Here is an 11,879-nt window from a genome sequence, read left to right as displayed (position 1 = left end):
TCGTGGATAAAGCGCTACTGGATGCAGGCTACCGGGCCTATACCGGAGAGAAAATTGACGTTTACTTCAACACCGCAATCTGCAAACACTCAGGAAATTGCGTGCGCGGGAGCGCTAAGCTCTTCAACCTGAAACGTAAACCGTGGATTATACCGGATGAAGTGGACGTCGAAACGGTTGTACATGTGATTGATACCTGCCCGAGCGGTGCGCTGAAGTATCGCCAAAAATAAGCGAGGAACCATGGATATTCTGGAAGGCCATAACAAGTTTTACGTCAACGATGCTGACGGTAACCAGGTTGCAGAGATTGTCTTCGTACCGACCGGTGAGCATCTGAGCATTATCGAGCACACCGATGTGGATCCGAGCCTGAAAGGGCAAGGTGTGGGTAAACAGCTGGTGGCAAAAGTGGTCGCGAAGATGCGCGGTGAAAACCGAAAAATTATCCCGCTATGCCCGTTTGCCAAACATGAGTTTGATAATACGCGGGAATATGACGATATTCGGGCGTAGAAACACACCGGCAATGGCCGGTGTTTTTTTATCTGATCTGTTCAAACAGCAGCACCACTGCAATCACTACCATCATTCCCCCTGATGCTCTGCTCACCAGACGCGCGGCCTGCGGGCGTGTGGCCAGGATGGCTTTTGAACCGTATCCCACCAGCAGATAGACCAGCGTACAGGTGATGAGGTGTAGCAAGCCCAGCGCGGACATCTGCATCGCAACCGACCAGCTTCCCTTCGGGTCAGTAAATTGTGGAAGCAGGGCCAGGAACAGCAAAAAAACTTTCGGGTTAAGGCCGCTGATACATAATCCCTTCACCGCCCACTGTTTCCAGTTTGCCGCCGAGGTTGTGGCGCTTTCCGGTGCGCCAGGAGCGCGTAACAGTGAGATACCAAGCCACAGCAAGTAAAGCGCTCCCGCTATCGTCAGCCCGGATAATGCCAGCGGATGTTGCGCCATCATGACGCCCACGCCCGCGACCACAATCAGTGTCGCCAGCAGATGCCCGGACATGAGGCCCATCACTGCGGGTACCACGCGCCGCCCGTGGATGCCGGCGCTAATAGCGTAAGCCCAGTCGGCGCCCGGTGTCATGATGAGCAGGAAAGACACCACCCAAAACCCAGCCACAATACTCATTTCCATCGTCTGTAAAACTCCAGAATTTCACTCGTCAACAGGGAGAAAGCATATCGGTATCCGGACGAAATGAGTTTTCAATGTTATGCTCAAAAGACGGTGAAATTGACAAAATCTTCCACATGGACAGCATCGATCGAAAAATTCTTGCGCAGTTGCAGGCTGATGGCCGTTTATCTCTTACGGAGCTGGCTGAACGGGTGAACCTGAGCCTCTCGCCGTGTCACCGGCGCGTGCGGGCGCTGGAGCAAAGCAGGGCCATTACGGGATACCGGGCCAGTCTCGATCCCGCCAAAATGGGGTTTAACTTTCTGGCGATCGTGTTTGCGACGCTGAAAGAGGGCGACAGAAAGGCGGTGAGCGCATTTGAGGAGGCGGTGGAAGAGATCCCGCAAATTGTGCTGGCGCAGCGTTTATTTGGCGATCCTGATTATCTGATGCACGTCGTGACCCGCGACCTGCCGGCTTTTCAGAAACTCTATGATGAGAAGCTCTCTGCGATGCCCGGCGTTCAGCATCTTCGCTCAACGCTGGTCATGAAAACGGTCGTGCAGGACAGGCCGTTTCCGCTCGACATCTCAGGGCGTGACGAATAACGCGCCCGGCAGAACGCCGGGCGCAGGGCGTTTAGCCTACAAACATCACCGACACGCACAGTACGCCAACGATCAGCGTCAGCAGGTTGCCGACAGATCGGTACGGTTTCAGGGACGGGATCAGGTACGTCGACAGCGTCGGCATGATAAACAGGATCATGGCGATAAGCGGACCGCTGATGGCATAAATCATCGAAATGGCATTCGGATTAATGCAGCACACCGCAAAGGTGATTAACGACACCCCCATGATGGAGATCGCGCGGTTAAAGGCGCGGCTCTTTTTCACGCCCACCTGGTTCAGCGATGACTTCACAATCTCCGTCGCCCCTTCGATCACCCCAAAATAGGTGCCGAGGAACGATTTCGACATGGCGATAATCGCCACAATAATCCCGGAAATCCCCAGCCATGCCGGAGAAGAGGGCATCATCGACAGCGCCGACAGAATGGTTACCCCTTCCTGTTTTGCCGAAACGATATAGGACGGTGGAATAGAGAGCAGGCAGCTGAACACGAAGAACAGCACGCTCAGGCAGATAATCAGGTACGCCACCTTCATGATTTTCTTGCACTTGTCCATGGCGGCGTCGCCAAACTTCTCACGGCGGTCAACGGCAAACGTCGAGATAATCGGCGTATGGCTGAAAGCGAATACCATCACCGGGATCGAAATCCAGACCTGATGCAGCGTATGGCGGTCAAATGCCATCTGGCTTGTGAGCAGCGCGGGTTGCCAGCTTCCGGTCAGATAGAGCGAGACAAACAGAAAGTAGGCGATCAGCGGAAACACCAGGAAGCCCATCACTTTTATGGTGATATGCCGTCCCATCAGGAAGATCAGATTTAACACCAGCACCACGCCAAAACTGACCAGCACGCGAACGGCGGTATCTACCGTCATGTGTTTTGCCAGCTGCTCAGTTAACGAGTTAGTGATGGCCACTGCATAAATCTGCACCACCACGAAGAAGGCGATGAAATAGAGCGTGGTGATCAGGTTGCCTATCTTCCTGCCGTAATAATGGGAAACGGCGCCGGTGATCCCTTCATTGCCTTTTGTTTTCGACGACAGGATGAATTGTGCCAGCGCGCGGTGCGGCCAGTAGGTTAATGGGTAGGCCACAAGGGCAGTGATAAACAGGACGATAGCGCCTGCGGAGCCCAGCTGAATGGGCAAGAACAGCGTTCCTGCGCCCACGGCCGTGCCATAGAGAGCGAAACTCCAGAGAGTCTCATCTTTTGACCAAATTTTCGACATTAGAGCAACGTATCAACTATCAAACCAACAGAATGGAGCGCAATTTACCATAATTATGGGTTGAGAGCGCAGTTGCTTCGAAGGAGTTTGGCCGGAGCGGGCGTCCGGCCAGAGGGAATTAGCCTGCGAGGGCGCGTCGCTGCTGGCGACGTTTAAGGAATTTCTCGCGCAGCGTATCGTAAGCCCAGTTATAGAACATGGTGTACGGCAGGAAGAACAGGAAGAAACCAATTTCCAGTGTGAATGCCTGCAGCAGCGTGACGCCCAGCACCGCGGCGACTATCGACACGCCGATCACAATAAACCCGCACTCGAATCCCAGCGCATGCAGTGCGCGGATTTTTGCCGTGCGTGTGATGCGGTGAACCGGCCAGAAACGGTCGAAGCCGACGTTATAGATAATGTTCCAGAGCATGGCCGTGGTTGCCAGGATAATGGTCAACCCACCCATCTCCACCACGGAACGTTGCATAAGCCACGCCGCCGTCGGGGCGAGGATCGCCGTGGCAATCCCTTCGAAACAGACGGCATGAAAGATCCGCTCCGGCAGTTTACGTTGGAGTGCATCCTGATGTTGCATAGTTTTAGACCTCGTGAATACGCATTTTGGCGTTGATGCGGCCTATTGTTATCGCTAAAGGTGATATATTAAAGATGGTATCCATCGATAAAGTAGATAGTGCATGCGTTATTCACCTGAAGCTCTTACCGCATTCGTTGAGACCGTCGCGGCTGGCTCTTTTTCTGCCGCCGCGCGTCGGTTACGTAAAAGCCAGTCGACCGTGAGCACATCCATCGCCAATCTTGAAGCCGATCTGGGCTTCGATCTGTTTGACCGTTCGGCCCGTCAGCCGGTGTTAACCGCCCAGGGCGAACAGGTGCTGGGTTATGTGCAGGCGATCCTCGCGGCCAGCACGCGGCTTGACGAGCTGGCGGTGTCGTTAACGGCACAAACGGAGGCGCGCCTGACGTTTGTTCTTTCCGATACCCTCAACCCGGACGTGCTGGAAGACCTGATGAACCAGTTCGACCAGCGCTTTCCCCATACCGAATTTGAATGCCTGATTGGCGAGGAAGAGGACGTTATCGATCTGCTGCAGAAGTCGCGTGCGCAGGTTGGTCTCACGGAAGCGCGTGACAGTTATCCGACCGATATTGGTTTTACCCGGTTGCCGATACAGACCCGGATGGCAATCTATGTCGCGACCAACCATCCTCTGGCCGGGCAGCAAGTAATCCAGGCCGATGAGCTGCACGGCTGGCGGGAATTGCGGCTCAGCACCTATCTGGAGCGGGAGGCAACGCTCGCACGCGGACCCGTCTGGTCGGCACCCAACTACCTGTTACTGCTCAGTATGGCGGTGCAGGGATTTGGCTGGTGCGTGCTGCCGTGCGCGCTGGTGGATGAATTTGCCGCCGCGAAATCGCTGGTGCAGCTGAATGTCCCCGGCTGGCCACGGGCGATCGGTATCGATCTGCTCTGGAATAAACGATCCCCGCCCGGCGTTGCCGGAAGCTGGCTGCGGCAGTATCTGCAGGATGCGCGCTAATCCTTGTGATTAAACTCACTATTTTTAAACAATTAAGATAATTGCCAATAACAATCCACTACTATCGTCATGTCATTTAACACAGAGGTTGTGATGAAAGATGTCGTTATAGTGGGTGCGTTGCGTACGGCTATCGGCTGTTTTCAGGGGGCGCTTGCACGCCACTCGGCTGTTGATTTGGGCAGCGTAGTGGTGAAAGCGCTGGTGGAACGCAGCGGGATTGCAGCACATGAAATTGATGAGGTGATCCTGGGACAGGTGCTGACCGCCGGTGCCGGGCAAAACCCTGCCCGTCAGGCGGCGCTCAAGGGTGGCCTGCCCAATACCGTCTCCGCTATCACCATCAACGACGTCTGTGGCTCAGGGTTAAAAGCGCTGCATCTGGCGACGCAGGCCATTCAGTGTGGTGAAGCGGATGTCGTGATTGCCGGCGGACAAGAAAATATGAGCCGGGCACCACACGTGCTGACCGACAGCCGTACCGGCGCGCAGCTGGGCAACAGCCAGTTGCTCGACAGTCTGGTGCATGACGGTCTGTGGGATGCGTTCAATGACTATCATATGGGCGTGACGGCGGAAAATCTGGCACGTGAGTATGGTATCAGCCGCGAGTTGCAGGACGCTTACGCGTTAAGCTCGCAGCAAAAAGCGCGCGCGGCGATTGATGCCGGGCGCTTTCGGGATGAAATCGTCCCGGTCAGCACGCAGCGTCAGAACGGTGAGGTTGCCGTGGTGGATACCGATGAGCAGCCGCGCACCGACGCCAGCGCTGAAGGGCTGGCGAGGCTCAATCCTGCGTTTGAAACTCAGGGCTCAGTGACGGCGGGAAACGCCTCCTCCATTAATGATGGCGCTGCGGCCGTGATGATGATGAGTGAAAGCAAAGCCCTCGAGCTGGATCTGCCCGTTCTGGCCCGCATTAAAGCATTTGCCAGCGTGGGTGTTGATCCTGCGTTAATGGGTATCGCCCCGGTTTATGCTACCCGTCGCTGCCTGGAACGCGCAGGGTGGCAACTCTCTGATGTGGATCTGATTGAAGTCAACGAGGCCTTTGCCGCACAGGCAATCTCGGTTGGTAAAATGCTGGAATGGGATCCCCTGCGGGTGAACGTGAACGGCGGGGCAATCGCACTGGGTCATCCTATCGGCGCGTCCGGTTGTCGAATTCTGGTATCGCTGGTGCATGAAATGAAAAAGCGCAATGCCCGCAAAGGCATTGCGACGCTCTGTATCGGTGGTGGACAAGGTGTCGCCCTCGCCATTGAACGCTAAAATCCCGCCCGCATAAAAGAGCCTCCCTTCAGGAGGTTTTTTTTTACATAACGTATGACGAATTAACCGTTATTAGCACATTCTCACTCTGCTATTGAATAATTACGGCCTTAATTATTATCGTTGTTAACGTCTTAGTGTGATCCCCCTCCGATAATTTCACGTTAATACACCCTGTTTGTTGATGGGTGTCACGTCCATCTTTGCCAAAAAAAATGAAACAAATAATTACGATCTTTGTCACTAAAATAATGTTCTTTAAAAAATAAACTGCAGTTTCATAAATAAGAAACATTATTTCAGTTGAGGGTTTTTTCATGTTTAAGAAATCTCTGGTCCTTACTTCCCTTATCGGTACGTCCTTCATGGCTCAGGCCGTTACCGTCGATCTGCGCCATGAATATATCGACAGTGGTGCCAATGCTGACCGTGTCTCGGTCTCACATCGCTTTGCTAACGGGGTCGGTTTTTCTGTAGAAGCTAAATGGAAATCCGGCGGTGATAAAGCCGACCAGCCGTTTGCGGATGTGGTGGGTAACGGGCATGAAGATCAAATTAGCTGGCGCTGGAAAGCGACTGAGAATATTGCACTGACGCCGGCGTTTACCCTTGAAAGTAACGACAGTCGCACAATATATAAACCGAATCTGCATCTGCAATATAGTTTCGACAACGGCTTCTACGTTGCCGCGCGTTATCGTTATGAATATACCCGCTACCCGTCAAGCTCGAATAAAGATGACGACAAAGTTAACCGTGGTGATGCCTGGGTTGGCTGGGTAATGGGTGACTGGCGTACCGAACTCAATTATGTTTATGCGAAGAGTTCTGAAGGTATGGTTCGTAATAATAACAAAGATTATTCCAACGAATATAACGCCAAGCTGGCGTATAAATGGGATAAAAACTGGGCACCGTATGTTGAAGTGGGTAACATCGGCGTGAAAGACACCGATGAACGCCAGACCCGCCTTCGTTTAGGCGTGGCCTATTCTTTCTGATATCACGTTATTCCGCTGAACATTGCCGGGTAGCGCCAGTGCCTACCCGGCTTTCCCATGCCTGATAAGCGCCACCCAACGGGCAAAAGCCCACTGAAAAAAAAGCCCTCCGAAACGGAGGGCAAGGCCAGTTACAGAAACACAAACTCAAATCATGCATGCAACATTTCAGGTTGCTCAGGAAGTTTCGCGATATAGAGGGCGGGTTGGCCGTCTTTATCGGAACTGAACAGCACCGCTTTCTCATCCGGAGTAAAGGAGGGATGCGGGTGGGTGACCTGGCGGCTATTTGCCACCGTTGCCCAGGAGGTGTCGTGACGGGCAATGCGGAAGTAGCTTTTTTTCGCCACGTCAAAGGCGTACAGATACGGATCGTTATCGATGGTGTAACCGTGCGTATCCTTCACATCAACCGGCGTGCCTGAACCGTCGCCCACCAGCAGGGAGCCGTCAACGTTGCTCATCAGATGGGAACAGGCGGGCATTGGCATGACTGCGTCATTGACGCCCGTATCCGGATTGAAGCTGCAGATGGTGCGGCCCTTTTGGCCCTTCAGATAAGAGACATACACAAGGGCAGAGCCGTTCGGCACCCAGAATTCATGGGTACAGCTTTCGCCTTCCGCATGCGTTTTCACTTTGCGCACGTGCGTACCATCTTCGTTGACCAGCCACATGCGGGCGTCAACCAGGTCGTGCGGCCCTTCATGGCAAAACGCCACCGTGTTGTCATCAAACGGACGATAGATAGGGTGGCCAAGCCAGTTTTTCTCTTCGTGGATTGTGGTGCTTAAACCGGTTTTCAGATCCACCCGCAGCAGTCGACAGTGCGGCCCCTTATGGAAGAAGTCGTGGAAAATTTTCCAGTCGTTGAGCGGCGTCCAGTCACGTCGGGCGATTTCTATCCCAACCAGTTTGGTGCAGTCGCTGTTGGCGACCCAGGTACCGTAACCGACCCAGTCATCAGGGACACGGTACACCTCGCGTTCTACCAGGGTATGGAGATCCACCTCCAGCAGCGTGCGGTCGTTCTTCACATAGTAGAAGGATTTATCATCCGGAGAGAGGAACCCGCCAAAGGTATTATCCCCCGCGCCTTCCGTCAGCTGTACCGCTTCGGCCTTCTGCAGATCCAGCAGGTAGTAGTTCCAGTGACCGTCAAACGCTCCTGCGAACAGCAGGTGGCTGCCATCATTAAAGAAGCACTTCTGGTAGAAGTAGTTGCGGTGACAGGTCACGTCGGGTGGGGTCAGGCGGGTGACTTCCACGCCTGTATCCGGATCGTGGCTGACCGCGTAGTTCAGCTTGACCCGCATACCTTTAGCCATAATGCACTCCTTTGAACGATAAAAGTAGATTAAAAAGTGAGTATTAAATTATCAAAACAATGTTTCATTATGTGTGACTGATGGCGCACTTTGTCTGTTTCATTGGCGAGATTAATGTCTGGCTCTCTTTATCGTGATCCGAACGCCATTTCTGGTATAAACAAACAGAAAAAATGAAACGTTGTTTTAAATGTAATTGAAAACCCCCTTCTCTGGGGCTAGACTGTGCTCATTATGAAAACGGAACGTCGTTTCGTTAATTTTCTGCCTGCGGGCACGATCATTTCTGGAGGTTACGGTGGACGTCAGACAAAGCATCCACAGTGCGCACGCCAAAACGCTGGATACTCAGGGGCTGCGCAATGAGTTTTTAGTCGAGCAGGTGTTCGAGGCCGATAAGTACACCATGGTCTACAGCCATATCGACCGTATTATCGTTGGCGGGATTATGCCGGTGACGCAGACCGTCTCCGTGGGCGGAGAAGTGGGTAAACAGCTTGGTGTGAGCTATTTCCTTGAGCGTCGCGAGCTGGGCGTGATTAACATCGGTGGCCCCGGCACCATTACCGTAGACGGACAGTGCTATGAGATAGGTCATCGCGACGCGTTGTATGTTGGTAAAGGGGCGAAAGAGGTCGTGTTCGCCAGCATCGACAGCGGTAAACCGGCGAAGTTTTACTACAACTGTGCGCCCGCACATACCCCGTATCCCACCAAAAAAGTGACCCCGGCGGATGTCGCCCCGGTGACGTTGGGTGACAACCTCACCAGCAACCGTCGCACCATCAATAAATACTTTGTTCCGGATGTGCTGGAAACCTGCCAGCTCAGCATGGGGCTGACCGAGCTTGCTCCGGGCAACCTGTGGAACACCATGCCGTGCCATACCCACGAGCGCCGTATGGAAGTGTATTTCTACTTCAACATGGACGAGGACGCCTGCGTGTTCCACATGATGGGGCAACCGCAGGAAACGCGCCATATCGTGATGCATAACGAGCAGGCGGTGATTTCGCCGAGCTGGTCTATTCATTCGGGCGTAGGCACGAAAGCGTACACCTTCATCTGGGGTATGGTCGGTGAAAACCAGGTCTTTGATGACATGGACCACGTCGCGGTTAACGAGCTGCGCTAGCCGCAGGCAGTTAAGCATAAACCTGCCTGTTGGTGACAGGCGCTGAAAGATTAAGGAACAAACATGATTCTGGATGCATTTTCTCTGCAGGGTAAAGTGGCTGTGGTGTCCGGTTGTGACACCGGACTGGGCCAGGGTATGGCGTTAGGGCTGGCGGAAGCGGGCTGCGATATCGTCGGGATTAACATTGTTGAACCTACTGAAACCATCGAGCGCGTCACCGCGCTGGGGCGTCGTTTTCTGAGCCTGACCGCCGATCTGCGTAAAATTGACGCCATCCCTGAACTGCTGGATCGCGCGGTGGCGGAATTCGGCCATATCGACATTCTGGTGAACAATGCCGGACTGATTCGCCGTGAAGACGCGATTAATTTCAGCGAGCGCGACTGGGACGACGTGATGAACCTGAACATTAAGAGCGTGTTCTTTATGTCCCAGGCGGCGGCGAAACATTTCATTGCCCAGGGGAAAGGCGGCAAGATCATTAATATCGCCTCTATGCTCTCCTTCCAGGGCGGTATCCGCGTGCCGTCTTATACCGCATCCAAGAGCGCGGTGATGGGCGTTACCCGTCTGCTGGCAAACGAGTGGGCGAAGCACAACATCAACGTCAACGCGATTGCGCCGGGGTACATGGCGACGAATAACACTCAGCAGTTGCGTGCTGACGAACAGCGTAGCGCGGAAATCCTCGACCGTATCCCGGCAGGCCGCTGGGGCCTTCCGGACGATCTCAAGGGACCGATCGTGTTCCTGGCCTCTCCGGCATCCGATTACATCAACGGCTATACCGTGGCGGTCGATGGCGGCTGGCTGGCGCGTTAATTGCGTATTCCGTCTTAAACCTCTGCCGGTGGGTGGAGGTTTTTTTTGCCCAAAAATTGCCATTATCCATATGGCTCAAGACGAAAAATCCATACTAAAAAATCATAAATGATATGCATCACAGTTTTATTGCTTAAAAATTAAATGATTAATAAAAACTGGCGGTATTTCATCGTTAGTTGAAATTGTAATGTCCATCACAGATCGCTATGCCACAGCGAAATAATCCATATCTTCGCGAATTACGGCCTGACACTTTTCCGCGCTATCTCGTAATTTCAGTTAACGAATTTCGCTGTTCAGGCAGGAAAATATGACATCTATAAATGACTCTACCCTTATGCCCGCCGCGTTGCGTGATACCCGACGCATGAATCAGTTTGTCTCCATCGCGGCTGCAGTGGCCGGTTTACTGTTCGGTCTGGATATTGGCGTGATCGCCGGGGCGCTGCCCTTTATCACCGATCACTTTACGTTGAGTAACCGCCTGCAGGAGTGGGTGGTCAGCAGCATGATGCTGGGTGCGGCCATCGGCGCGCTGTTTAACGGCTGGCTTTCGTTCCGCCTCGGGCGAAAATACAGCCTGATGGTGGGGGCGATTCTGTTTGTCGCCGGCTCCATTGGGTCAGCATTTGCCACGAACGTGGAAATGCTGCTGCTCTCCCGCGTGCTGCTCGGCGTGGCGGTGGGGATTGCCTCTTACACTGCGCCGTTGTACCTCTCCGAAATGGCGAGCGAGAACGTGCGCGGCAAGATGATCAGTATGTACCAGCTGATGGTGACGCTGGGCATCGTGCTGGCGTTTCTGTCTGACACTTATTTCAGCTACAGCGGCAACTGGCGTGCGATGCTGGGCGTGCTGGCGCTCCCGGCGCTGGTGCTGATTGTTCTGGTGGTTTTCCTGCCAAACAGTCCGCGCTGGCTGGCGCAAAAGGGCCGTCATGTGGAAGCGGAAGAGGTGCTGCGGATGCTGCGTGATACCTCAGAAAAAGCACGTGAAGAGCTGAACGAGATCCGCGAAAGCCTGAAGCTGAAGCAGGGGGGCTGGGCGCTGTTTAAGATCAACCGCAACGTACGTCGCGCGGTGTTCCTCGGCATGTTGCTGCAGGCGATGCAGCAGTTCACCGGGATGAACATCATCATGTACTACGCGCCACGTATCTTCAAAATGGCGGGGTTCACCACCACGGAACAGCAAATGGTTGCCACGCTGGTGGTGGGGCTGACCTTTATGTTCGCCACCTTTATCGCGGTGTTCACCGTGGATAAAGCCGGACGTAAACCGGCACTCAAGATTGGCTTTAGCGTCATGGCGCTCGGTACGCTGATCCTTGGCTACTGCCTGATGCAGTTTGATAACGGCACGGCCTCAAGCGGTCTTTCCTGGCTCTCTGTTGGCATGACCATGATGTGTATTGCCGGATATGCGATGAGCGCTGCGCCCGTCGTGTGGATCCTGTGTTCCGAAATTCAGCCGCTCAAATGCCGCGACTTTGGTATCACCTGTTCCACGACTACCAACTGGGTGTCGAACATGATCATCGGCGCGACCTTCCTGACGCTGCTGGATTCAATTGGCGCGGCAGGAACCTTCTGGCTCTATACGGTTCTCAACGTCGCGTTTATCGGGGTCACGTTCTGGCTGATCCCTGAAACCAAAGGCGTCACGCTGGAGCATATCGAGCGCAGGCTGATGTCCGGCGAGAAGCTGCGTAATATTGGCGTGTAATCTGTTGCCGGGTGGCGAAGAGGCCACCCGGT

General features: G+C 53.9%; 13 protein-coding genes. 9 read left to right on the top strand and 4 right to left on the bottom strand.

Annotated features, from left to right (window positions below; genetic code table 11):
- The first annotated feature begins 2 nt into the window (after window positions 1-2).
- Together yjdI and ACN9MQ_RS18365 are read left to right on the top strand one after the other, a co-directional pair.
- Window positions 3-233 carry a 4Fe-4S mono-cluster protein YjdI gene (gene yjdI / locus ACN9MQ_RS18370; RefSeq protein ID WP_020883756.1) on the top strand — a complete coding sequence of 77 codons (231 nt, stop codon included), beginning with the start codon at window positions 3-5 and terminating at the stop codon, window positions 231-233.
- 10 nt (window positions 234-243) lie between these two features.
- Complete coding sequence (locus tag ACN9MQ_RS18365; RefSeq protein WP_014171484.1) at window positions 244-516, top strand: GNAT family N-acetyltransferase; 273 nt, start codon at window positions 244-246, stop codon at window positions 514-516.
- Between the two features lie 28 nt (window positions 517-544).
- On the opposite strand, the gene ACN9MQ_RS18360 is transcribed toward ACN9MQ_RS18365, so the two are convergent.
- Window positions 545-1,156, bottom strand: a complete 612-nt coding sequence (locus ACN9MQ_RS18360; RefSeq protein WP_032680350.1) for a LysE family translocator — start codon at window positions 1,154-1,156, stop codon at window positions 545-547.
- A gap of 116 nt (window positions 1,157-1,272) precedes the next feature.
- Between ACN9MQ_RS18360 and ACN9MQ_RS18355 the strand changes: the two genes are divergently transcribed.
- A complete protein-coding gene (locus ACN9MQ_RS18355) occupies window positions 1,273-1,746 on the top strand; it encodes an Lrp/AsnC family transcriptional regulator (RefSeq protein WP_175416317.1) in 474 nt (157 codons plus the stop codon).
- 31 nt (window positions 1,747-1,777) lie between these two features.
- Here ACN9MQ_RS18355 and ACN9MQ_RS18350 read toward each other — a convergent pair whose 3' ends face one another.
- Together ACN9MQ_RS18350 and ACN9MQ_RS18345 are read right to left on the bottom strand one after the other, a co-directional pair.
- A complete protein-coding gene (locus tag ACN9MQ_RS18350) occupies window positions 1,778-3,007 on the bottom strand; it encodes an amino acid permease (RefSeq protein WP_032678908.1) in 1,230 nt (409 codons plus the stop codon).
- 118 nt (window positions 3,008-3,125) lie between these two features.
- On the bottom strand, window positions 3,126-3,587 hold the full coding sequence (locus ACN9MQ_RS18345) for a multidrug/biocide efflux PACE transporter (RefSeq protein WP_014171480.1): 462 nt from the start codon (window positions 3,585-3,587) through the stop codon (window positions 3,126-3,128).
- Between the two features lie 103 nt (window positions 3,588-3,690).
- Here ACN9MQ_RS18345 and ACN9MQ_RS18340 point away from each other — a divergent pair, with 103 nt between their 5' ends.
- From ACN9MQ_RS18340 to ACN9MQ_RS18330, 3 genes are all read left to right on the top strand, one after another.
- On the top strand, window positions 3,691-4,557 hold the full coding sequence (locus ACN9MQ_RS18340; RefSeq protein WP_025203325.1) for a LysR family transcriptional regulator: 867 nt from the start codon (window positions 3,691-3,693) through the stop codon (window positions 4,555-4,557).
- A gap of 93 nt (window positions 4,558-4,650) precedes the next feature.
- Entirely contained in the window at window positions 4,651-5,829 is a 1,179-nt protein-coding gene (locus ACN9MQ_RS18335; protein WP_020883759.1) for an acetyl-CoA C-acetyltransferase, read from the top strand.
- A 317-nt stretch (window positions 5,830-6,146) separates the two neighbouring features.
- Window positions 6,147-6,830 (top strand): porin, encoded by a 684-nt coding sequence (locus ACN9MQ_RS18330; protein WP_014171477.1) that lies wholly within the window; start codon window positions 6,147-6,149, stop codon window positions 6,828-6,830.
- Window positions 6,831-6,982: 152 nt separating this feature from the next.
- Here the strand turns inward: ACN9MQ_RS18330 and ACN9MQ_RS18325 are convergent, their stop codons facing one another.
- Window positions 6,983-8,158: an oligogalacturonate lyase family protein gene (locus ACN9MQ_RS18325; RefSeq protein WP_040018881.1), complete on the bottom strand. Its 1,176-nt coding sequence runs from the start codon at window positions 8,156-8,158 to the stop codon at window positions 6,983-6,985.
- Between the two features lie 298 nt (window positions 8,159-8,456).
- Between ACN9MQ_RS18325 and kduI the strand changes: the two genes are divergently transcribed.
- The 3 genes from kduI (at window position 8,457) to araE (ending at window position 11,847) form a co-directional block, all read left to right on the top strand.
- A complete protein-coding gene (kduI, locus tag ACN9MQ_RS18320; RefSeq protein WP_049023257.1) occupies window positions 8,457-9,293 on the top strand; it encodes a 5-dehydro-4-deoxy-D-glucuronate isomerase in 837 nt (278 codons plus the stop codon).
- A 63-nt stretch (window positions 9,294-9,356) separates the two neighbouring features.
- Entirely contained in the window at window positions 9,357-10,118 is a 762-nt protein-coding gene (gene kduD / locus ACN9MQ_RS18315) for a 2-dehydro-3-deoxy-D-gluconate 5-dehydrogenase KduD (RefSeq protein ID WP_014171473.1), read from the top strand.
- A 313-nt stretch (window positions 10,119-10,431) separates the two neighbouring features.
- Entirely contained in the window at window positions 10,432-11,847 is a 1,416-nt protein-coding gene (gene araE, locus ACN9MQ_RS18310) for an arabinose-proton symporter AraE (protein WP_032680358.1), read from the top strand.
- Window positions 11,848-11,879: the final 32 nt, after the last annotated feature.

Origin of the sequence: Enterobacter sp. R-25, assembly GCF_049913205.1 — a bacterium.
GTDB classification, from domain to species: Bacteria; Pseudomonadota; Gammaproteobacteria; order Enterobacterales; family Enterobacteriaceae; genus Enterobacter; species Enterobacter ludwigii.
The sequence above is the reverse complement of the archived record's forward strand: the minus strand, read 5'-3'. Positions and strand labels throughout refer to the sequence as shown.

What these genes read in the sequence shown, in the direction of transcription:
- ACN9MQ_RS18355 (WP_175416317.1), top strand. Translation starts at nt 1,273, where the DNA reads ATGGACAGCATCGATCGAAAAATTCTTGCGCAGTTGCAGGCTGATGGC.
- ACN9MQ_RS18350 (WP_032678908.1), bottom strand. Translation starts at nt 3,007, where the DNA reads ATGTCGAAAATTTGGTCAAAAGATGAGACTCTCTGGAGTTTCGCTCTC.
- ACN9MQ_RS18330 (WP_014171477.1), top strand. Translation starts at nt 6,147, where the DNA reads ATGTTTAAGAAATCTCTGGTCCTTACTTCCCTTATCGGTACGTCCTTC.
- kduD (WP_014171473.1), top strand. Translation starts at nt 9,357, where the DNA reads ATGATTCTGGATGCATTTTCTCTGCAGGGTAAAGTGGCTGTGGTGTCC.
- ACN9MQ_RS18340 (WP_025203325.1), top strand. Translation starts at nt 3,691, where the DNA reads ATGCGTTATTCACCTGAAGCTCTTACCGCATTCGTTGAGACCGTCGCG.
- araE (WP_032680358.1), top strand. Translation starts at nt 10,432, where the DNA reads ATGACATCTATAAATGACTCTACCCTTATGCCCGCCGCGTTGCGTGAT.
- ACN9MQ_RS18365 (WP_014171484.1), top strand. Translation starts at nt 244, where the DNA reads ATGGATATTCTGGAAGGCCATAACAAGTTTTACGTCAACGATGCTGAC.
- ACN9MQ_RS18360 (WP_032680350.1), bottom strand. Translation starts at nt 1,156, where the DNA reads ATGGAAATGAGTATTGTGGCTGGGTTTTGGGTGGTGTCTTTCCTGCTC.
- ACN9MQ_RS18325 (WP_040018881.1), bottom strand. Translation starts at nt 8,158, where the DNA reads ATGGCTAAAGGTATGCGGGTCAAGCTGAACTACGCGGTCAGCCACGAT.
- ACN9MQ_RS18345 (WP_014171480.1), bottom strand. Translation starts at nt 3,587, where the DNA reads ATGCAACATCAGGATGCACTCCAACGTAAACTGCCGGAGCGGATCTTT.
- ACN9MQ_RS18335 (WP_020883759.1), top strand. Translation starts at nt 4,651, where the DNA reads ATGAAAGATGTCGTTATAGTGGGTGCGTTGCGTACGGCTATCGGCTGT.